This is a genomic window from Tenacibaculum amylolyticum (assembly GCF_964511145.1).
Lineage (GTDB): Bacteria > Bacteroidota > Bacteroidia > Flavobacteriales > Flavobacteriaceae > Polaribacter > Polaribacter amylolyticum.
Genome location: NZ_CAZEFZ010000063.1, coordinates 58,385 through 79,293 on the forward strand (window position 1 = coordinate 58,385; position 20,909 = coordinate 79,293).

Consider the following 20,909-nt stretch of genomic DNA (forward strand, 5'->3'; position numbering starts at 1 on the left):
AAAATGATTTTTCTATGGAGTACATTAAGGGAAGAGGAGCACAGCACAATACACATAACAGGTTTTTGCAACATGAGCATGAAGTTTTAGATGATTTTTTAAACTATTGTGCTTCAGAAAATGAAAATGCAGATGCTAATAAAACTATATATATAGAAACACATCCCAAAACCATTCTAAATAAAACAAATAGTCCTGAAATGGGATTGTTTTATTCTATGAATCCTTATCAAGGATGTGAGCATGGTTGCATTTATTGTTATGCAAGAAATACACATGAATATTGGGGATATTCCGCAGGATTAGATTTTGAACGTAAAATCTTATATAAAAAAAATGCTGCTGAGCTTTTAGAAAAAAAACTACGAAGCAGAAACTGGCAACCTGAATTGCTTATGTTCTCTGGAAATACAGATTGCTATCAACCTATAGAAAAGAAATTAGAAATTACTCGCGAGATGCTTAAAGTGTTATTAAAGCTAAAACACCCAGTAAGCATGATCACAAAAAATGCGTTAATTCTTCGTGATTTAGATATTTTAAAAGAAATGGCTGCGATGAATTTAGTACGTGTAAATATTTCTATTACCTCATTATCTGAGAAAACTAGAAGTACTTTAGAACCAAGAACAGCTACGATTAAAAAGCGATTAAAGACAGTAGAAACGCTAGCAAAAAATGGAATTCCTGTGTATGTAATGATGGCGCCTATTATTCCTTCTATAAATAATCATGAGATATTACCATTGGCAAAAACAGTAAGTGAATTAGGAGCAAGTGATATGAATTATACTATTGTACGATTAAATGGAGCTATTGGTGAAATTTTTACGAAGTGGGTAGAAAAAACATATCCAGATCGTGCAAACAAAATTCTAAATCAAATTAAGAGTTGCCATAACGGAACATTAAATGATTCTAGATATGGAACTAGAATGAAAGGAGAAGGAAAAATAGCTGAACAAGTAGCCATGCAATTTCGATTAGCCAAAAGGAAGTATTTTCAAGAAGCAAAAAAACAACCACCCATAAACTATCATTTGTTTGATAAAAATCAAACCAACCAAATGTCGTTGTTTTAATGGGTAATTGTATTTTAAAATGAATCTAAGAAATAGATTGACTAATATCACATTGAAAAAGAGGAGTTAATTATTAATTACTTGTTCTGTTAATACTCTTTTAAACAAACGATTTTACTCGAAATGATAGGAGTTTCTTAAATAGCATCAAGCTCTTTTTGCTTTCTTGGTGATGGTTTTCCTGTTTCAATATAAATGGCTAAATCATTAATTAGCTTAGGGTATAATTTTTTTAAAGCCGCTTTCATAGGAATTTGCATTAGTGTTCCTATTACAGGAATTACGGTAATTCTTGGTCCAAGTATAATTTGTGTTTGATTATCTGAAACGCTATAAAGTTTCCAACTACTTACTACAGAACGAACAAAGAAAGGAAGCCCTTTAACAGAGAATTCTAACAAGTAGTTTTCATTATCAATTTTTGTAATTGTATCCATTAATCGTCCAGATTCTGTTTCACAAACTCTATCAAAATCTTCATGAGGATACCCTTTTCTACAATTTGTTGTTCCTGCTGCCCATTTATGTCCATTTGAAAATTCTTCGATAATAAACTTCCATACTTCATCAATTGGTTTGTTAATGTTTCTTTTAAATTTTAAATCTACCATTTTGTTGTTTTTAAGTTAAAATATTTTTTTGGAGTGAATGTTCATTCCAAAAAAATGTAAAAAATTTTACTCTTTAATTGCATCCCAAACCATTTGAATTTGGTTTTTAAAAGATGCCTGTGTTTTATCAGTTGTTGTGAAGTACCATTTTAAATAAGAAGAAACTACACCTCCTATAAATATTAATAATTCATCTATACTAATGTTTTTAATAATTCTATCTTGTTGACCATTTTTTAATAGATCAGATACTAATCCCACAGATTTTCCTCCTTTTACTTTATTTTCTTTAGTGATAATAGGAGAGGCTTCTAATTGCTGTAAAAACTTAAAATACATTGGACTGTTTATGAAAAACTGTATCAGTACAGTAAGGTAATTTTCAAACTGTGTTTTTATAGGTTTGTCTGTTGCTACTTCTAAGAAAACAGATGTTTCTTTCTCTTTTATACTACTGTAAATCTCATTGATTAATATTTCTTTGTTTGGGAAATAATTATAAATAGTTCCCATTCCTGTTCCAGCAGCTTTAGCTATTGCAGACATGGGTGTATTATGAACTCCTTTTTCAACTAGAAGCTCAAGAGCGGCAGTTAGTATAATCTCTTTTTTATTCACGTTGCAAATATATATAATTTGGAATGAATATTCCAAAATTTAATTTTCTTTCTTATAATATGAGAATTCATAGGTTTTCTATTGTACAGCAGTTGCACATATAAATTCAGATAAAAGATTGTAGTCTTGTCCTAGTTTATGTACTATTTCATAGTGATTTAAATCTGCATATTCATAATATGTAATAGGAGCTACTTCCTTGTGCTCTAGATATAAGTTCTTAGATTCTTCAATAAAAAGATCAGTTTCATTTCCTCCAACACTAAGTAATAAAGGGCATTTGATACGGGATAAATCTTTATTAGATACACTAAATTTATGTACATCAGTAGTATTTAATTGTAATATATCATTTAGGTAACTATGTTGAATAGGAGCTAGATTAAAAATTCCACTAAGGCTACATATAGCTTGAATTTTAGGTTGTATATTTTCAGTTAATAAATAACTCAATACAGCAAGATGTCCACCAGCAGAATGACCACTGAGGATGATTTTGTTTGAATTACCATTGTACATAGTTGCCTTACTTATAATCCATTGAATAGCTGTAGTAATATCGTTCAGCAAACTTTCCATAGTAACCGTAGGAATAAGTTGGTAATTTACAATACAAGTAGTGATATTGTTTTTAATATATGGTTCAGCAATAAAACTATAACTAAGTTTATCCAAGCCTTTCCAATAACCTCCATGAATAAATATAAGTATTGGAGAATTTGGAATAGAAGAAGGGAAAATATCTAGTGTTTGTAATGGTTCATTACCATAAGGTACATCTAAAAAACATGTATAATTATCTCGTATTTTTTTAGATTCACGTTCATTAATATCTAAGAAAGTTTGAAAATTAGGATGACGCGAACGTAAGTCTAATTGATGTTTTGGAGTCATGATCTTTTTAAGTATACTATAAAAATAAGAAGAAAGTAAAATGTTGGAAATATAAATTCTTTACTTAGTAGTATCTGTAATTTCCGCAATAACATCAACTTCTATTTTAGCTCCAGGTTGATATAGTCTACTGATCTCTACCCAACTTGCAGCAGGATAATCTCCTTTGTAAAACTGTTTTCTTGCGTCATTATTTTTTTTCATTGCTTCTATGTCTGTAGTGTACAATGTTTCTTTCACAATATCTTTAGGAGAAGCTCCAAATGCATTCAAACATCTTTTGATGGCATCGTATAATTTTGTTATTCCTTCAGGACTTATTTCTTGTGCGGGAATTCCAGATACGTACAAAGTATTACCAACTTTTACAACTTGAGCATATCCTGCATTTTCACTTTGTTTTTTAGGATTATCCCAATGCCATTTTTCTTTTATTACAGTAGGTTTCTGAGCTTCTTTTTTAGTTTCCTGCTTTTCTGTTTTTGAATTAGTAGTACAACCATTACTTAAGAATAGTATTGTGAGACAACAAAATAAAGCTAAGGTTTTTCTTAAGAATGAGAGCGTATTGTAATGGTATAAGTTTTTCATGTTGCTTTTAAAATTTAGTAATCTGGTTGATTATATTTTTCGAAAACATTTAAATTAATAATTAGAATTTGAATAAGAAATTATACTGTGTTAAAAGTTAAATCTGTTTCAATTTTGACTTGTAACGTTCAAGGTTTTTATCCTTATTCTTTATGGCTAATGCTACAGCTTTAGTATAATATTCTTTGGCTTTAATTTTATTTTTTGTTTTCAAAAAAGCATCTCCCAAACTACTTAGAATAACTAATGAACTAGGGAATTTTATCAAGCCAACATTTAGTATTTCTATAGCTTTATTTGGATTGTTGTGTTTTATATAGAATTGTGCATATCTATTAAACCACAAATCTCTGGTTTTAGATTTGTAATAATCACCAAAGGAATTCATAAAAAAATCAAAAGTATTAAAATTGTCTTCTTTCATAGCTTGTAATAGCAAAAAGTGTTTTGTACTTTTATGAATATCAGAAGCTACACTGTATTTTTGCCCTCTTTTTTTATAATGTGTTTTTAGCGCATCTATTCCTCCAAAATCTTCAAATTCTTTTAATGTTTTAAATCTCAAGTATGGATAGTCTTTATAATACGTATTTAAACCTTTATGAATTGTTGGTGTTGGTGTGGAATGATGATTTTCATCTGTTAAAGATGTATAATGCCAATTAGCTTTTTGGGAAATTTGTTCCTCTAAAATATTAACGAGATTATCTACCGATTTTTGTGCCCAAGTTTCCGAAGGACTTAATGTAATATAAAGGAATTCATTAAGGCTTTTAGTGTTTAGTTTTTGTTTAAGTATATGTAATCTAGTATCATTTATATGCGTAGGACTTGAAATAAAATAAGCAGAAAAAATACTTTTAGGTTGCGCTAATAACTCAATTGCCAATCCTCCTGCCATTTCCCATCCAAAAAACATACGTTTAGAAGAAGTTCTGTAATTCTTTTCGATGTAAGGAATTAATTCTTGTGATAAGAACTGAATAAAGCTAGGCGCTTTTTCAAAGAATAATTTTCGTCTTGTGCGATTGTTTGTATGAATTCCAACAACTATAAAATTTGGAGTTTTTTCTTGCCAGCCTAAAGTGTTTTGGTACAAAACTCCATTTAGAAAATAACGTTGTCCATCTAGAATATATAACACAGGATAAACCATCGTTGTGTTTTGATAATCTTCTGGAACATAAATTGTAATTAGCCTGTCTTCTTCCAGAATATTAGAATGGAGAGTATGGTTTTCTCCAATAATGTTTTGTGTTATAGTTGCTTGAGAATGAGTTTTAGTGAAAACGGATAAAAGAATCCATAAAATAAGTATGGCTGTTTTTCTCATGGTTACTTATAGCAAGATTAATTACTAGTTTGAAAGTTAGTAATTAATCTTGCATATAATAACTATTTATGTTTCTCTTAACATTTTTCTTTAAAAGCATAAATATTTCCAACTCCAATAGTACCATCTTCTAATTCATATTGAGTAAGGGTTCGGGTATATTCATCTCCTTCAAATTCATCTAAAAATTCCCAGTGCTTATGTAACTCATCCGAAATTAGAATATAAGATTGAATTATTTCTTGTTCATTTTCTGCTGTGTTTTTAAAAGCAAAATAGCCCATTGCAGCTCCCCAACCTTCGTTTACTAATTTTCCTTTTATAATTCCCTTTTTCCATACTCCATTAATATGTTCAATTTTTGAATGATTAGGTCTTCCTGGGCCAAGCGTACCATAAATAATTAAAGATTTTTGAGGTTGATATTTTTTAATAAACTCAATTTCTTCTGTATTTAGCTCAGTATCCTTTAATTTTTCCAAAGAAGAAGCTAGTTTTTTTATTTTATAATTTATTGATTGAATGTCTCTTTTCATTGTTAAGTATAAGTCTAAATTCAAGTTTTTTCTTTTTTACAATAAATGTAAAAAGCAGCATATCTAATTTAATAAAAAAACTATCTTTAAAAAGATTTATATAAACAAATCATACTTTATTGTTATGAACGCTTATGAAGAATTATTGAAGATTTTAGAACCCCATTGGGAACAAGAAGTTACTATAAAACGAAATGAGTATCTGGTTACTCAGGGAGAAATAAAAACAGATTTATATCTAGTAATAGAAGGTAGCTTACGTGTTTTTATTGATAATGAGGAAGAAGAACATACCATTCGATTTGGATATAAAAATTCTATTATTACTGCGTTAGATTGTTTTCTTACAGAGAAACCTACTTCTTTTTTCATACAAACATTGAAAAAATGTACTTTAAAAAGAATTTCAAAAGCGAGATTTACTGAAGTAATCAATGCTTCAGAAGCTCATAAAAAAGTATGGGAATTAATGTTGCAAAGTTTTGTTTATCAACAAATAGAACGAGAAATAGATTTAATAACATATGCTCCTCAAAAAAGATTTGAGCGAGTGTTAAAGCGTAGTCCTCAAGTATTTCAGGAAATTCCCTTAAAGTATATAGCTTCTTATTTACGAATGACACCAGAAACAGTTTCTAGAATTTTAAATACTCTTGATTCCACTCAAGATTTATAAAAGATGAAAATCGGATTTTTGAAACAAATACAATCCAATGGTCTTTAAAACAAACGAACTTATACAAGAATTACAAGATTATGTGCAATCTCATATTGCATATGTAACATTTTTACAGAGTAAATCGAAAGAAGATTTACAAAGTAAAAGAGATGATAAAACTTGGTCTGCTATAGAATGTATAGAGCATTTAAATCGCTATGCAACTTTTTATAATCAAGAAATCCGAAAAAGATTATCAACTTCAACAACAACGAAAATTTCAGTATTTAAATCAGGATATTGGGGAAATAAGTTTGCCTTAGATATGCTCCCTAAAGAGCGTATGAAAAAAATGAAAACATTTAAAAGTAAGAACCCAATATACAGTAGATTAAATACAGATAAAGTAGTACAAGATTTTCTAGAACTACAAGAGGAATTATTAGAATTATTAGAGTCAGCCAAAGAAAAAGATTTGACAAACATAAAAACAGCAATTACTTTACCTATATTAAAGTTTAGATTAGGAGATACATTTCGTTTTGTTATCTATCATAATGAGCGACATATAGTACAAGCGAAAAGAGCTTTGAAAGGAATAAAGAAAGTTTAAAAATAGAGGCTGTCTTAGAAAAATGAAACAACCTCTATATTGAATTAAGCTTCTTCATCTACTGGAGGACAAATTGGAAGTCCTTGTGTATTGCAATAAAAAGGACCACTAAAACAGCCCAAAGGAAAAAAGGTAGGACATTCTGCTAAACTTCCCCCATTAATTGATTTTTGAGCTTTTACATCTAATAACTGTACGTTTTTAGTGTTTAAAATGTTATATAACATAGGTTTCGTTTTTAATTTAGATTAGAAGCAGTTACATACAGGGTTTCCTTGGAAATATACATTAGGATCTTGATGTATTCCACCAGCAGAAGGCCCAGTTCCACACTGCCATTGTGCAGTCCCACAGCAAATAGCATCACCTCCATAACAAGAAGGAGCAAGTACTAGCATACCTCCTTTAATGTCTTTTTGAGCTGTTTTTTCAATAGCTTTTGTTCCCGATAATTTTAAAATGTTTTCTAACATGTTTTTAGATTTAATTTGTGAATTATTGTTTACAGATATGTAGTCTTTAGACATACAAATCGTTATAAAACTATTGTTTAAGTGATGGATTTTTATATAAAAAATGATAAACGTTTTCAATTTTTTGATTGAATGCTAGAATAACAATTTAAACGAGTTATATAATGAGACAATAAGATATTGAATAAAAGGATTTATTTTTATCAGAAGTTTTATTTTAGACAAAAATTAGTTGTTATAAGAGTTATGTACGATAATCCAATTTTGTTTTTTATTTGCGCTCTAGGAGTCTTTAATGGTTTTCTAGTAGCTTTTTATTTCCTCTTTTTTAATAAACAAAAGAGAGTGCAAAATTTCTTCTTTGGATTATTAGTATTGTTTCTTAGTTTACGAATAGGAAAATCCTTATATGTCATTTTTACTCCTAGAGAAGAACGAAATTTTTGGTTAATTCAAATAGGATTGTCCGCCTGTTTTTTAATTGGAATTAGCTTATTTTATTACATAAAAGCTTCAGTAGAAAACAAAAAACACATACCTACATCTTGGAAAACTCATATGGGTATTTTAGTTGCTTTTATATTAATTATAGGAGTTTTGTTTCCATACCCGTATCATTTACGTTTTTGGGGGACTTATTTTGCTTATTTCATTTATCTGGTTTGGGGAGTATATCTAATAGCTTCAGGTTACGTATTACGAGATGTTTTAAAGAAAATGTTGGTAGGTAAAACTTCTGTCTCTACCTCTGAATTGTGGTTAATAGCAGTTTTTATAGCGAATATATTAATATACACAGCTTATTTAATCGGACTTTTCTTTTTCTATTTTGTAGGAACGATAACATTTTCAGTAGTATTTTATGTATTGCTAATTATGTTTTTATCTAAGAGGAATAGAGAGATGATCTTTGAGAATATTCCAGAGAAATATGCTGCAAAAAAGATTACAACTACAGAAGCTGATGAACTAGTAACACAGCTAAAAGAATTGGTAGTAGTAAAAGAATTGTATAAAAGTACGAGTATTAAGATATCGGATATAGCAAAAGAATTACACATTACCTCTCATAAACTATCTCAGTTATTAAATGATAATGTAGGAAAAAGTTTTGCAGCTTTTATGAATGATTTTAGAATAGCAGAAGCGAAAAAATTATTAGAAGAAAGAAAAGAACTAACTCTTGAAGCTATTGGGTTTGAAGCTGGTTTTTCTTCAAAGTCTAATTTCTATGCGACATTTAAAAAGTCTGTAGGTCAGACTCCTTCACAATATCAAAAACAGTTTTTATCGTCTTAATTTATAAAACTGGACGCCGAAATTATAATTAATCACATCATTTTTAGCTTGTTTTTAGAGTTTTGAAGCAAATTAAAACTAAAAAAATGAAACAAGTAATTATGGTGCTATCGATTCTTTTTTTACAAATCGTATCTGCACAATCTGAGAAAAAAGCGATAGAAAATACGTTACAAAACTATATAGATGGAAGCTCCTATAATAAGCTAGATTTAATTAAGAAAGCATTTTCAAAAGATGCTACATTGTACTTAACAGGAAGAGATGGATTTAAAAGATATTCACCAGAAACATATGCTAATTTTTTTAAAAAGAATACGCCTGGAACTTTTAATGGACGTTATGGTAAAATTTTAGCTGTTGAGATTGTTAAAGATATAGCGACTGCAAAAGTGAGTATTTCGATTCCAAAAGCTAGAGTAGTGTACATCGATCTCTTTTTACTAAAGAAGATAAATGACTCATGGAAAATTATTAGTAAAACTGCTACGAAGATAGATGAGAAGCAATAGTATGAAAAGAATAAGTGTTATACTATTGTTTTGGATAAGTTGTAATGTTTGTTCACAAAACCCTGTTATACCTTTTAAAAAAGAAGGTATAACAGTAGATGGGATTTTAAACGAATCAGTTTGGAGTGAAGTACCAGTGCATACTAATTTTTATAATTTATTGCCTAGTGATGAAGGAATGGCAGAAAATCAAACTGAAGTCAAAATATTTCACGATGGTAATTTTATATATATAGGAGCTGTATATTATGATACTACCGAAAAACAACAGGTGAGTTCACTAAAAAGAGATGTGTCTATTGGTTTGAGTGATGCATTCGTGCTAGTGTTAGATACACAACATCAGCAGCAGAGTGGAAATTTATTTGCAGTAAATACCTACGGAACTCAAGTAGATGCTTTGGTAGAAAGAGGGGAGTCTGGCTTTGGCTTAAATTTTAGTTGGAATGCCGTATGGAAAGCAAATACTTCAGTAGAAGGAACAAAAAAACTGTATGAAATTGCAATTCCATTTAAGGCGCTAAATTTTGATAATAAAGAAGCGAAGTTTGGAGTGCAGTTCTATGTTAGAGATATTAAAAACAATTCTTGGACAATCTTTACAGATATTAGCAGGAATTACCCAACGTTCGATCTTCGGTTTACAAAAACATTTGAGGTGGAAAATATTCCTAAAAAGGGAATTTCTCGTTTTGCTGTTTCGCCAGCTGTTGTAGCAAACTATCAAAAAGACGTGGTTAATGATACAACGGAAACGGCTTTAAATGCAAGTTTAGATGTACAGTACAATGTTAGTTCATCTTTAAAATTAGATGCTACAATACTACCAGATTTTTCTCAGATAGATGTAGATCAGCAAGTAACAAACCTTAGTCGGTTTTCTGTCTTTTTTCCTGAACGTCGTAATTTCTTTTTAGAAAATGCTGATTTGTTTGCAAATTTAGGGCCTAGAGATGTGAACCCTTTTTATTCTAGAAGAATTGGTGCAGATAGCGATATTCAGTTTGGTATAAAATTATCAGGAAATATAGCTCCAAAAACAAGAATTGGAGTATTAAATGCACAGACAGAAAAGAATACAGCAATGCAAGCGCAAAATTTCTTGGTATTAGTAGCAGAACAGCAATTGTTGCAACAATTTACAGCTACTGGTTTTGTAGTGAATAAACAGAAAACAAAATCGTTGAACTTTTTAAATGATTATAATAGGGTAGTAGGAGGGAATTTAAACTTTAGGTCTAAAAACAATAAATGGATTGGAACCTCAAATTTTGGAATGAGTTTTACAGACGGAATTTCTGAAAAAAATAAGTTTTACAATATAGGTGTTGATTATAATGATAGAGGAGTTCGAGGTAGTTTTTCTTTTAAAAGAGTAGAAGGGAACTATTTAACAGAAGTTGGTTTTACCCCAAGATTATATACGTTTGATGCATTGAATAATGTATTAATAAGAGAAGGATACTTGCAAACAACTGGAGCTATTGAATACACAAAATTCTACGACACTTCTAAAGTATTAAATAATGTACGGTACTTAAATTATAGGAACACTACATATTTTGATATATCAGGTGTGCAGAACCAAATGAGCCATTTTTTAAATTCTGCAGTGTTTTTTAAGAATCTATCCGCTGTGTATTATGTGTTGAACTTTGATACTATAGATTTGCAGTATGGATTTGATGTTTTAGGTAATGGAAACGCATTATTGCCTCAGCAATATCAAAATTGGAATGTAAAAGTTGGGTATAATTCAGCAAACAATCAGCAAGTAAGATATCGTTTTAATTTACAAAAAGGAAGGTTTTACAATGGTGAAAAAATTACAGGAGGAGCTTATGTAAATTATCAGTTATTACCTTTTGCTAATTTAGAATTATCTTATGATATCAATGCAATCAATTTAAAAGAGTTAGGGAAAGAAACCTTTCATTTGGCAAGATTTACAGGAGAAGTATTTTTAAATAATCGTTTGAATTGGACTACCTATGTGCAATATAATAATCAGCAAAATAATTTTAATATTAACAGTCGTTTACAGTGGGAATACAAACCCTTAAGTTACGTATACTTAGTAGTAACAGATAACTTTAATAAAGATTTTAACAGAAAGGATTGGGGGATAGCATTAAAAATGAACTACCGGTTTGATTTTTAAAAGATAAAAGGTCTAAAAAAGAGATACTTTTGAAAGTGCTTTTTAGACCTTTATTTATGTGTCAAGGAAATTAAGGGGGTTATTTTATGTCTAAGAATATACCGCCAGAAAAGGAAGGATTTGCAGCAATAATTCTACCGTCTACAGCAGTATCAAAACTAGCAGAAACACCTAAGGTTTCTGTAATATAGTAAGCCGCTTCAATTCCTAAACTGCTAAATTCTATGTTATTGGCAAAAATACTTCCGTTGCTAGTAATGGCATTTAACGATCCGTTCTTAAGAGACTTTAATACATTAAGTCTACCAATAATCCATAATTTATTACTGAATAAATTAATCCCAGCTTCTAAACCAGTTCGAAATTCATCTGAAAAACCTTCTGATCTATTGTTATATCCAATATATGATTTCGCATAAAAAGGAAGTCCGTTTAAAGAAGTGCTGTATCCTAAATAAGTAGATAAGTATTGGTTGAATTCTCCATCTCCTGTTTGAAAACTTCCATCACTTCCACCATTGTCGTTTCCTGTAGGAAGTCCTAATAATAATTTAACAGAAGCAGCCCAATTCCCTTTTTTATACAATCCGTAGTTAATCCCTAAATCTACATCTCCAAAAGAACTTACAGATTCTCCTTCTAAAATAACCGATCCGTTTGTACCAGAAATTTGATTGTTTTGAGAAGTATTTGCGAAAAAAGGAACATAAGCTATGATGTCGATTTTATCACTAATACCATATTCAGCATAAATATTGGTGTTGAATTGTGTACGTGTAACATTAGGATCTATTGCTCCTGTATCTGTATAATGTTGATCTGATTGTAAATACCAAGCAGATAGTTTATAATATCCGTTACCTTTTCCTTTATTCCATTGTGCATGCATTGTAAAGCTTGCAGTTATCATTACTAATAGAACAATTATATTTTTTTTCATCTGTGTATGTCTTTGTTTAGTTAATTTCTGCATCCCCAACTTTTACGGAAAATGGTTTACACCAATATAAAAGGTATGAAAAATCATTAATATCTGTGTTTTCAATAACATAAGTATGACTTCCATTGAAAACAGATACAGGACTTACTTCTAGAGCATTATTAATAGTATTAGGATTATTTGTTAGATATAGATACAGTCCTGGTAAACTAGAAGAAGCTGCATAATCATCATTAATGATCAATTCTAAATTATTAGTACCAGGAATTTCTCTTAAAGTAAAAGTACCTCGTAAAGTATAACTACTAGTGGTTCTAATAGTTCCTGTTTTTTCTGTACTGTTTCCTATTACCGTAATAGTATTTTCTGCTGTAATTGTTTGACCAGCAGTATTTGTTACTGTTGCTGTAATAGTAGCTTCTCCTTCACCTACAGCTGTAAGTAAGCCATTTGTGTTTATTGAAAGAATAGAGGTGTTAGAACTAGACCATGTAACAGTAGGAGATTGTACTTGTCCGCTATTATCTGTATAGGTAGTAGTATATTGGTATGTATCAGTTATATTAATTTGATTAATAGGGTTATTAATAGTTAACCTTTCAGCAACTGTAGTTACAGTTACTTCATCTTCAAACGTAAGTGTTTTTCCAGTTGAAGTAGTAGCGGTTGCCATTATAGTTGCTTGTCCAGTAGTAACTCCAGTAATTAAACCATTATTAGAAACAGAAAGTACAGCATTATCAGAACTCGTCCAAGTAACAGGGAGTACTTCAACTTCATTTAAACTATTAGTATAGGTAGTAGTGTATTGATGTGTATTATTAATAATAATTTCTTGAATTACATTATCAATTACGAGTTGTTCCTCGGCAGGTTTTACTTCAATTGTTACTTCATTAACTACTGTTGCTTCTTCAGTGGTAGCGGTAGCAGTAATCGTTGCTTCTCCAATACTTAAAGCAGTTAATAAACCTGTATTAGAAACAGAAATTACATTATCATTAGAGCTAGACCAGTTTATTGTTGGAGTTACAATTTCACCTACATTATTGGTGTATTTAATAACATACTGATGTGTATCTTTAATTGTAAGTTCTGTTATGGGGTTATTAAAGGATAAACTTTCATCAACTCTATCGTCAATAATATCATCTTGTATACAACTTTGGAATATTAATACACATAGAAGTAATAAAGCTCGTAAGTATTTCATCGGAATATTTTTTAACTATAAATAGTTTGTCGATGAAAATCAGAAACATTACGAATCTTTTAAAAAATAAAAAAACTCGGAGTTAACTCCGAGTTTTCAAGAAAAAATAGTCGTCACTTTTCGGGGAAATGAAACTATTGCTTTACAATTCTAAAAATATTGTTTTTCGAATTCGAAAATACTCTAACAAGATAGATTCCTACAGGTAAATTAGAAGTGTCTATCTTAGTTTTATTTGTTTTATTAATTTTTTTAGAAATTAGTTTTTGACCTAAGTTGTTGTATATCTCTACTTTAGTTATTTCACTAGTAGTATTACTTATTATTGTTAAATTATCAGTAACAGGGTTAGGGTAATATTTAAAAAGATTAGTGAAGTTGATATTATCTTCAGTACTTAATACATTCTCATCATCGATTTTAATATCATCAATTAAAATATCATTATGATATGGATTATTAGGACTGTTTTCCGTAATAATAAACTCAAGCTTTATATTATTACCATTTATAGGAAAACTTGAAATATCATATGTGTAGGTCTTCCAACCATTATCTGTGTTTTCTTGTAGAGTAAGAAGATTGAATTTTTGACCAGTAGTATCAATTAAATTCACTTCTATAGTATTATATGCTTCTGCGTAACTGTTCACGCTAAATACACTAAATTGAGCGTATGGATTTGTCAGTTGTGAAATATTTACAGGAATGGTAGTTAAAGAACTTCTTTGGTTACTACCACTTGGTTGAGACCCATCAATCCAAGCATAATTAGTTCCTCCTCCTTCAGTATGATCACCTGCATTAGCAGCTTCATAGTCTGCATTGGTATTAAACAACCAATTTTCACTACCTGATTCTATAAAACATACAGGAGTAGTATTGGAAGAAAAAGTTTCATGATATGGAGCATCTATAGCGTTACAAGATACAGCAAAAGTATATGGGCCACTCCATTCGCTATAGTATGAGTTAACACCATTTTGACAAACAGACCTAATGTAATAATTGTAGGTAAGAGGTTGAGGAAGATTTGTGAAATCATAACTATTAGTATTAACTGCTACTCTTATTCCATCTCCAATATTGAAACCATTGGTACCATATTCTATTTCCCATGCTTGCTCGTTAGCACCTGGAGTCCAATTTGAAGTTATAGATGTATTGGAATTTATAGTAGTATTAATGTTAGTTGGTTGATTACATTGAGTTGCGCAAGTTACACTAGCTTCCCACCCAGAAGATGTAACAGAGCCATCTGATCTAAATCTAAAAGTTAATGTTCCTTCGCTATTACTAGGTATTATCTGCCCAGGACTAGTATTTCTATAGTTCCCTATTAAAGGTGCATTTATATTAGAACCATCATAAACTTCTAGTACATCACAACAGCTTTCTAAGTTAAAACTTTCAAAAGTAACAATAACAAAATCAGTTCCATCTGTAGGAGAAATTACTGTTATATTATTCTCGAGATTGCTGTAGTTACCAGTAGCTCCTCCAGAATCATAGAAACGATCTCCTCCACAAAAATCAGGAATAGTTTTAATTTTATAGGGTTCTTGTGGACTGCTTGTTTCAGAAGTACAAGAAGCATATACATATAGATCGTAATCTGTATTACTTGTTAAAGAGGTTAAGTTAAATGGATTTGAAGTTACAGTTATTTGTGTACCAGTACCAGGTGTGAAGCCTTCAATTCCATACTCAATAATCCATTGACTTTCGTTGCCAGTACTAGTCCATTCAAGGTCTACAGAATTACTAGTAATGTTAGATGCATTAATATTTGTTGGATAAGGGCAAGATGGCATTTCTGATATTTCTATAGTGTCAATATCAATTTCAGAATTGGTATAACCTCCATTTTCACTTCTAAATCGAATTTGTATTTCTCCTGTATGTCCATCTAAATTAATAAGTTGTTTTACCCATGAATCAGTGGCTGAAGTTTGGTGTGCTCCAGTTAAAGCGAATACATTATTTGTCCAACTTCCATTAGAGAAAATATCTACATACAAACTACCAATATTTTCACCATGCATAAAGGTATAGAATGTCAAAGCAGGTGCTACTAAAGTAGAAATATCAATAATTGGAGAAACCAAAGAGGCTTCAACAGCATTACTTGTAGCAGTATAAGTAGCAAAATATAAACTTCCACTATGTGCTACAGACGGGCCTGACTGGGCTCCTGGTGAATTTCCGTTTCTTGTTCTCCAATAATATGGTCTAGTATTAGCAATAGGATCTCCTTCCCAGCATTGCTCAACAATATTATTAATAATTTGATTTTCTACGTCGTAAGACCATGGAGCTGTATAAATGCCACAAGCAGTTTTTAAAGAAATAGGTCCTACATAATTACTACTATTGGTATTAGAACAAGTAGATTTAATGTAAATATCGATTTCATTATTAGAAGCTAATTCATCTAATGTAAATGGGTTAGAATTTACTTGTACAATAGTACCGTTACCTAGCGTAAAACCTTTATTTCCATACTCTACTTCCCAACTTGTTTCATCTCCATTTGCAGTCCAAGATAAATCAACCGATGATGCTGTAATATTATTATAGGTAAGATTATAAGGTTCTGAACAATTAGGTCTTTCAATAAAACTAATGTCATCAATATCTATTTCATTAAGGTTAGAGCCATTGGTATTGGCTATAGCTCTAAATTTAATTTGTACAACGTCTGTATAAGCAGATAAATCAATAACATGATAGTTCCATGGCGTTCTTGAAGAAGTTTGTTGTTCTCCATTTAATACAAAAATATCTTCAGTCCATTCAGTACCATTAAATATATCAACATGTAAGCTACCAACATTTTCACCATGTAAAAAAGAGTAGAATGTTAATGTTGGATTTGTAAGGGTTGCTATGTTTACTTGAGGAGTAATTAATTCAGCAACTTCGTCAGTACTACTTGAATATGTTACACTTGTTCTGAAGTAATAACTGCCAGAATTTGCAACATAAGGACCAGTATTGCCTTCATAATTATTAGACCTAGAGGTAAGCCAATAATAATTTCCTTGGTAAATTTCAGGAGAAGTAGACCAACAGTCTTCAATAGCTGTGTTAATGTTTTGACTATTTATATTATAAGTGTATGGAGCGTCAAAAACACCACAAGGAGTTTTAAATGATAAAGGGCCAATAAAAGCACTATCATCATCACCAGGGTTAGTACCGCATATAGCTTTAACATATACATCGGTATTTTGATTAGGAGTTAAGTTTGTTAAGGTGAAAGGGTTAGAGTCTACTTCAATACTAGTTCCTGTTCCTAAATCAAAACCACTATTGCCATATTCTATAATCCATTTTGTTTCAGAACCTAAACTTGTCCAACTGATATCAGCAGTTTCAGCAGTTAGATTACTAAAACTAATATTGGTAGGATTAGGACAAGATGGCATTTCAATAACTTGAATATTATCAATATCTACTTCGTTTAAGTTATTACCTCCAGCAATTGCTCTAAAACGTATTTGTATTACATCAGAATATGCACTTAAATCTACTAAATGTTCTCTCCATAAATCTTTGGAAGAGGTTTGTTGTTCTCCTACTATGGCTAAAATTTCAGTCCACTCAGTTCCATTATATACATCGACACGCAAACTACCTATTTTTTCACCATGTAAAAATGAATTAAATAGTAGAACAGGATTGTTTAAGTTAGAAATATCTATTGGAGGCATTAGAAGCTCTGCTATACCACCATTAGAGGCATTATAATAAGGATTTGCTCTGAAATATTTGCTTCCTTCATATGCTTTATAAGGGCCTGTATCCGTTTCAGATAAGCGAGAATATTGAGCCTCCCAAAAATAGCTGCTTTGACGGACTTCTGGAGTTCCACTCCAACATTGAGAAATTAAGGAGTTGGTGTTTTGAGTTTCTACAGTATGTGTATAAGGAGCAAGAACAGTACCGCATGGAGTTTCAAAACTGATAGGGCCAACAGGAAAACTATCATCTTCTCCTGAGTTTGTACCACAAGTAGCTTTTAAATATACTTGGTATTGTGTTAGAGGATTTAAATCTGTTAAAGTAAATGGATTTGAATCAGCTAAAACTTTGGTTCCGTTTCCAGATGTAAAACCATTAGTACCGTATTCAATTTCCCATTGCGTTTCACTTCCACCATTTGCCCAAGATAATTCAGCACTATTTCCAAGTATATTATTTACCTGAAAATCTGTAGGTGCAGGACAAGTGATTTCAAAGCAACGAACATTAGCTTCCCAACCAGAGCGTGTCACTGAACCATCAGATGTGAATCTAAAAGTTAATGAGCCAGAATCATTTGTCGATATTATTTCACCAGGACTTATATTACCACCATAATTACCAATTAAAGGAGAGTTAATATCTGGCCCGTCATAAATAGATAAACGATCACAGCAATTTTCTAAATCAAAACTAATAAAGTTAACTATTACTATTTCATTAGGATTCTGAGGAGTTATTGTAGTTATAGAATTCTCGTAATTATCATAGTTGCCATTTGCACCACCAGAATCATAAAATCTGTCACCGTTACAATAATTAGGTAGTGTTGTAAAACTAATAGGACCAGTCCAAGCGCTGGTATTTGAATTATTACAGAGGGCCCTAACATATGCTTCATACTCTGTTCCTGAGTTTAAATTATTAGCTGTATAATTATTAGTATTAATATTAAGACCATTTTGAGTTGGAGTAGTCCCTTTTTCAATAATTTCTATCTCCCATTCAGAGTAAAGAGGGTCTATCCAAGAAATTTCTGCAGATGTTTGTGTAATATTACCTACTTCTAAATTGGCAGGATCATAACACATTGTAGTAAATGTATAAGTTTCTGAGTAATTACTAGAATCACAATTATTATTTGCTTTTACTCTCCAATAGTATATAGTACCACGATTAGGTAATACAATAGGGAAACTATTATTAGTTGTATTTATATCATCAATAATTTTATTAGTAAAACTATTATCTGTAGCTACATCAATATTATATGAATGAGCATTTACGTCAATATCCCATTCAAGTAGTGTATTAAGACTAATAGCACTATCATTATTCACAGGAGTATTTAAACTAGGAGCGTTAACTGTTCCGTTAAAAATATGAAATGATATATTATTTCTCTTTTCTACAGAAGTAGAAGTTCCTATTACATTGAAGTTATAATTTCCAATGTTAATATCTGCAGTACCAGAAATAGTAAGTGTAACAGGTGTATTGTTGGTGCTGGCAGTAGTAGGGTTGAAAGTAGCTATTAAACCGTCAGGTAAGTTCTCAGTACTAAAACTTGTAGTTTCGTTAAAACCTAAAAATGTTTTATAATCAAATTGATAAACAATATTATTTGGTTGGCATATGTCTAGAGCAGTCTCGTCAAATAATAAAGCAAATTCAGATACTTGAACCGTAAAATTAGTGTTGTTTACCGCATAAAAAATATTATTATCGGCTTTAACCATAATTCTAGCTGTATCTGTAGTATTAGAAATACTAGGAACTATAAATGATGCATTACCATTGTTAGGTACGTTCTGTGCTAATATATGTGGATAGGTATATCCGCCATCTACAGAAAGTAAAATTGTAACAGTATTTACATTTATTGGAGATTGATCTGTATTAGCTACATCCCAAGTGACAGAAGCATTATTGCCAGCATTCCATGTTTCTTGAGAATTCTGAGAGGTAACAATAAAAGGGCCAGCAGATTCAATTACAGATACCGTCATTTCGTCTGAAGCTGTTTTAGCTCCTAATACTGCATTGTCTCGTACGGTTAGAACAAAGTCCATTGTTCTATTTACAGAAGGTATTACTTCCCATGTCGGAGTTAGGTTTCCAGCAAGAACATCTTCTAATTGAGGCATGTATCTTACAGGAGTATTAACAGGTTGTTTACTTCTAAATAAAGGGCCTTGTGCCCATGTTGGTTGTGGAGTATTAGAAGAGAAGGGGTTTTCAGGATCGTTTTGTTCCCAACAATAAGATAAGTTTGAGTTATCATTTTGATCGTTTCCTGTTCCTTCTAATATAAAAGCTGTAGATCTAGGTATTGAATAATCATTACCAGCATTTGCGGTAGGGTCGTTATTACCAGTTGCTATTAGTTCTGCACAAGAACTGTCATTTCTTGTCCATTGAATAATATCTCTAATATCTACATAATTGAAATAATCATCGGGATTTTCTTGTACGTTTGGAGAACAAATCCCCGCATATCCCATAATAGTACTACCACTACCAGGTTCTACTTCTTGTAAACCAGCAGAACTTCTACAATTAGAGCTACTTTGTACATGGTATCCTCCAAATTGATGGCCAAATTCGTGAGCAACAATCATATTAAAATGATCTGAATCTGGTGATCGATGTACTGTGTAAGCACTCCCTTTTGATCCATTAGTACAAACACAAGCAATACAACCAGCATTACCATAAACAGCATCTTCATGTGCAAATAAATGACCAACATCGTAGTTGTCAGAGCCAATGGTAGTATCTAATGTGTTTTGAAGTTGCCCATTAAAACCTCCAGAGGAAAAAGGGTCGTTTGCGGGATCTAAGAATATGATTTCATCATTATTTGCTATTAACTCCATAGTAACAGCAAAATCACGCTCAAAAATAGCATTTATTCTAGTTAAAGAAGTATTAATTGCAGCTAATACGGTTTCTTTTTTTTCTGAGTCATCAGCTTCATTTCCAGTTAAAAAGAAATTAGAATACTCTCCTGTCGTTGCTATTGCAACTTTATATTTTCGTAAATATTCATCACCTATATTGCGATGTAATTCAGCATCATCATGAAAGCTTTTTTTCGCAGTTTCTATGGTTTTACACTCAAACTCATTACTGGCTTCTAGGTTACTTCTTAGGTATACTAAATATGAATTACTTTTAATATTTTGCGGTTTTACAATTACTGTACCTTGATCAGTTGTTATATATGCGTTTAAGCCATTAGACTTTGAATAAGAAAATCTTGCGGTTTTATCACTTGATGTACTTTTCGCAATGTATGATTTAATAGTAGGATACTTTTTAGCTAAGCTGATATTAAAGTTGGAAGCTTCAAAAACTTTAAATTCTTCGAATGTATTTTCACCAGTAGGTAAAGAAATAGTTACAGAAGAAAAAGAGTTTACTTCTCTAGAAGGGGCTTTACTAGCTATTGATAAAAACTCGTTCTCATTTAAATGTAAAGATTGAAATGTTTTTGGTGCATCTGTATTGGTTTTTTTTACAATTGAAGATACATTTTGTTCCCATACATTCTGTGCAAAGTTTTTAAAAATAGAACATACAGCCAATGTAAAGAAGAGTAATTTTCTTTTCATATACAATTTTT

17 protein-coding genes are annotated in these 20,909 nt (G+C 30.9%); 6 read left to right on the top strand and 11 right to left on the bottom strand.

Features of this window, described 5'->3' with window-relative positions; genetic code table 11:
- Nucleotides 1–14: 14 nt before the first annotated feature.
- Nucleotides 15–1,082 (top strand): PA0069 family radical SAM protein, encoded by a 1,068-nt coding sequence (locus tag ACKTTC_RS13465; RefSeq protein WP_408040358.1) that lies wholly within the window; start codon nucleotides 15–17, stop codon nucleotides 1,080–1,082.
- A 137-nt stretch (nucleotides 1,083–1,219) separates the two neighbouring features.
- Here ACKTTC_RS13465 and ACKTTC_RS13470 read toward each other — a convergent pair whose 3' ends face one another.
- From ACKTTC_RS13470 to ACKTTC_RS13495, 6 genes are all read right to left on the bottom strand, one after another.
- Entirely contained in the window at nucleotides 1,220–1,693 is a 474-nt protein-coding gene (locus tag ACKTTC_RS13470; RefSeq protein WP_408040359.1) for an SRPBCC family protein, read from the bottom strand.
- Between the two features lie 66 nt (nucleotides 1,694–1,759).
- Nucleotides 1,760–2,311 carry a TetR/AcrR family transcriptional regulator gene (locus tag ACKTTC_RS13475; RefSeq protein ID WP_408040360.1) on the bottom strand — a complete coding sequence of 184 codons (552 nt, stop codon included), beginning with the start codon at nucleotides 2,309–2,311 and terminating at the stop codon, nucleotides 1,760–1,762.
- Between the two features lie 78 nt (nucleotides 2,312–2,389).
- A complete protein-coding gene (locus ACKTTC_RS13480) occupies nucleotides 2,390–3,205 on the bottom strand; it encodes an alpha/beta hydrolase (protein ID WP_408040361.1) in 816 nt (271 codons plus the stop codon).
- A 60-nt stretch (nucleotides 3,206–3,265) separates the two neighbouring features.
- A complete protein-coding gene (locus ACKTTC_RS13485) occupies nucleotides 3,266–3,796 on the bottom strand; it encodes a RidA family protein (protein WP_408040362.1) in 531 nt (176 codons plus the stop codon).
- Between the two features lie 97 nt (nucleotides 3,797–3,893).
- Nucleotides 3,894–5,129 (bottom strand): alpha/beta hydrolase, encoded by a 1,236-nt coding sequence (locus tag ACKTTC_RS13490; RefSeq protein WP_408040363.1) that lies wholly within the window; start codon nucleotides 5,127–5,129, stop codon nucleotides 3,894–3,896.
- 77 nt (nucleotides 5,130–5,206) lie between these two features.
- Nucleotides 5,207–5,665 (bottom strand): gamma-glutamylcyclotransferase, encoded by a 459-nt coding sequence (locus tag ACKTTC_RS13495; protein WP_408040364.1) that lies wholly within the window; start codon nucleotides 5,663–5,665, stop codon nucleotides 5,207–5,209.
- Between the two features lie 124 nt (nucleotides 5,666–5,789).
- Here ACKTTC_RS13495 and ACKTTC_RS13500 point away from each other — a divergent pair, with 124 nt between their 5' ends.
- On the top strand, nucleotides 5,790–6,341 hold the full coding sequence (locus tag ACKTTC_RS13500) for a Crp/Fnr family transcriptional regulator (RefSeq protein WP_408040365.1): 552 nt from the start codon (nucleotides 5,790–5,792) through the stop codon (nucleotides 6,339–6,341).
- Between the two features lie 37 nt (nucleotides 6,342–6,378).
- Complete coding sequence (locus ACKTTC_RS13505; RefSeq protein ID WP_408040366.1) at nucleotides 6,379–6,936, top strand: DinB family protein; 558 nt, start codon at nucleotides 6,379–6,381, stop codon at nucleotides 6,934–6,936.
- 44 nt (nucleotides 6,937–6,980) lie between these two features.
- On the opposite strand, the gene ACKTTC_RS13510 is transcribed toward ACKTTC_RS13505, so the two are convergent.
- Nucleotides 6,981–7,163: a hypothetical protein gene (locus ACKTTC_RS13510; protein WP_408040367.1), complete on the bottom strand. Its 183-nt coding sequence runs from the start codon at nucleotides 7,161–7,163 to the stop codon at nucleotides 6,981–6,983.
- Between the two features lie 21 nt (nucleotides 7,164–7,184).
- Nucleotides 7,185–7,463, bottom strand: coding sequence for a hypothetical protein (locus ACKTTC_RS13515; protein WP_408040368.1), 279 nt, complete (start codon nucleotides 7,461–7,463; stop codon nucleotides 7,185–7,187).
- Between the two features lie 291 nt (nucleotides 7,464–7,754).
- On the opposite strand from ACKTTC_RS13515, the gene ACKTTC_RS13520 reads away from it, so the two are divergent.
- From ACKTTC_RS13520 to ACKTTC_RS13530, 3 genes are all read left to right on the top strand, one after another.
- Entirely contained in the window at nucleotides 7,755–8,708 is a 954-nt protein-coding gene (locus ACKTTC_RS13520; RefSeq protein WP_408040369.1) for a helix-turn-helix domain-containing protein, read from the top strand.
- Between the two features lie 86 nt (nucleotides 8,709–8,794).
- Nucleotides 8,795–9,220: a nuclear transport factor 2 family protein gene (locus tag ACKTTC_RS13525; protein WP_408040370.1), complete on the top strand. Its 426-nt coding sequence runs from the start codon at nucleotides 8,795–8,797 to the stop codon at nucleotides 9,218–9,220.
- Nucleotide 9,221: 1 nt separating this feature from the next.
- The gene (locus ACKTTC_RS13530) at nucleotides 9,222–11,381 is read left to right on the top strand and encodes a DUF5916 domain-containing protein (protein ID WP_408040371.1); all 2,160 of its coding nucleotides are present in this window, start codon (nucleotides 9,222–9,224) and stop codon (nucleotides 11,379–11,381) included.
- Nucleotides 11,382–11,460: 79 nt separating this feature from the next.
- Here ACKTTC_RS13530 and ACKTTC_RS13535 read toward each other — a convergent pair whose 3' ends face one another.
- From ACKTTC_RS13535 to ACKTTC_RS13545, 3 genes are all read right to left on the bottom strand, one after another.
- Nucleotides 11,461–12,321, bottom strand: a complete 861-nt coding sequence (locus tag ACKTTC_RS13535) for a hypothetical protein (protein ID WP_408040372.1) — start codon at nucleotides 12,319–12,321, stop codon at nucleotides 11,461–11,463.
- Between the two features lie 16 nt (nucleotides 12,322–12,337).
- Nucleotides 12,338–13,534, bottom strand: a complete 1,197-nt coding sequence (locus ACKTTC_RS13540; protein ID WP_408040373.1) for an Ig-like domain-containing protein — start codon at nucleotides 13,532–13,534, stop codon at nucleotides 12,338–12,340.
- Between the two features lie 134 nt (nucleotides 13,535–13,668).
- Entirely contained in the window at nucleotides 13,669–20,898 is a 7,230-nt protein-coding gene (locus tag ACKTTC_RS13545) for a fibronectin type III domain-containing protein (protein ID WP_408040374.1), read from the bottom strand.
- Nucleotides 20,899–20,909: the final 11 nt, after the last annotated feature.

What these genes read in the sequence shown, in the direction of transcription:
- ACKTTC_RS13465 (WP_408040358.1), top strand. Translation starts at nt 15, where the DNA reads ATGGAGTACATTAAGGGAAGAGGAGCACAGCACAATACACATAACAGG.
- ACKTTC_RS13470 (WP_408040359.1), bottom strand. Translation starts at nt 1,693, where the DNA reads ATGGTAGATTTAAAATTTAAAAGAAACATTAACAAACCAATTGATGAA.
- ACKTTC_RS13480 (WP_408040361.1), bottom strand. Translation starts at nt 3,205, where the DNA reads ATGACTCCAAAACATCAATTAGACTTACGTTCGCGTCATCCTAATTTT.
- ACKTTC_RS13485 (WP_408040362.1), bottom strand. Translation starts at nt 3,796, where the DNA reads ATGAAAAACTTATACCATTACAATACGCTCTCATTCTTAAGAAAAACC.
- ACKTTC_RS13490 (WP_408040363.1), bottom strand. Translation starts at nt 5,129, where the DNA reads ATGAGAAAAACAGCCATACTTATTTTATGGATTCTTTTATCCGTTTTC.
- ACKTTC_RS13495 (WP_408040364.1), bottom strand. Translation starts at nt 5,665, where the DNA reads ATGAAAAGAGACATTCAATCAATAAATTATAAAATAAAAAAACTAGCT.
- ACKTTC_RS13500 (WP_408040365.1), top strand. Translation starts at nt 5,790, where the DNA reads ATGAACGCTTATGAAGAATTATTGAAGATTTTAGAACCCCATTGGGAA.
- ACKTTC_RS13505 (WP_408040366.1), top strand. Translation starts at nt 6,379, where the DNA reads ATGGTCTTTAAAACAAACGAACTTATACAAGAATTACAAGATTATGTG.
- ACKTTC_RS13510 (WP_408040367.1), bottom strand. Translation starts at nt 7,163, where the DNA reads ATGTTATATAACATTTTAAACACTAAAAACGTACAGTTATTAGATGTA.
- ACKTTC_RS13515 (WP_408040368.1), bottom strand. Translation starts at nt 7,463, where the DNA reads ATGTCTAAAGACTACATATCTGTAAACAATAATTCACAAATTAAATCT.
- ACKTTC_RS13525 (WP_408040370.1), top strand. Translation starts at nt 8,795, where the DNA reads ATGAAACAAGTAATTATGGTGCTATCGATTCTTTTTTTACAAATCGTA.
- ACKTTC_RS13530 (WP_408040371.1), top strand. Translation starts at nt 9,222, where the DNA reads ATGAAAAGAATAAGTGTTATACTATTGTTTTGGATAAGTTGTAATGTT.
- ACKTTC_RS13535 (WP_408040372.1), bottom strand. Translation starts at nt 12,321, where the DNA reads ATGAAAAAAAATATAATTGTTCTATTAGTAATGATAACTGCAAGCTTT.
- ACKTTC_RS13540 (WP_408040373.1), bottom strand. Translation starts at nt 13,534, where the DNA reads ATGAAATACTTACGAGCTTTATTACTTCTATGTGTATTAATATTCCAA.
- ACKTTC_RS13545 (WP_408040374.1), bottom strand. Translation starts at nt 20,898, where the DNA reads ATGAAAAGAAAATTACTCTTCTTTACATTGGCTGTATGTTCTATTTTT.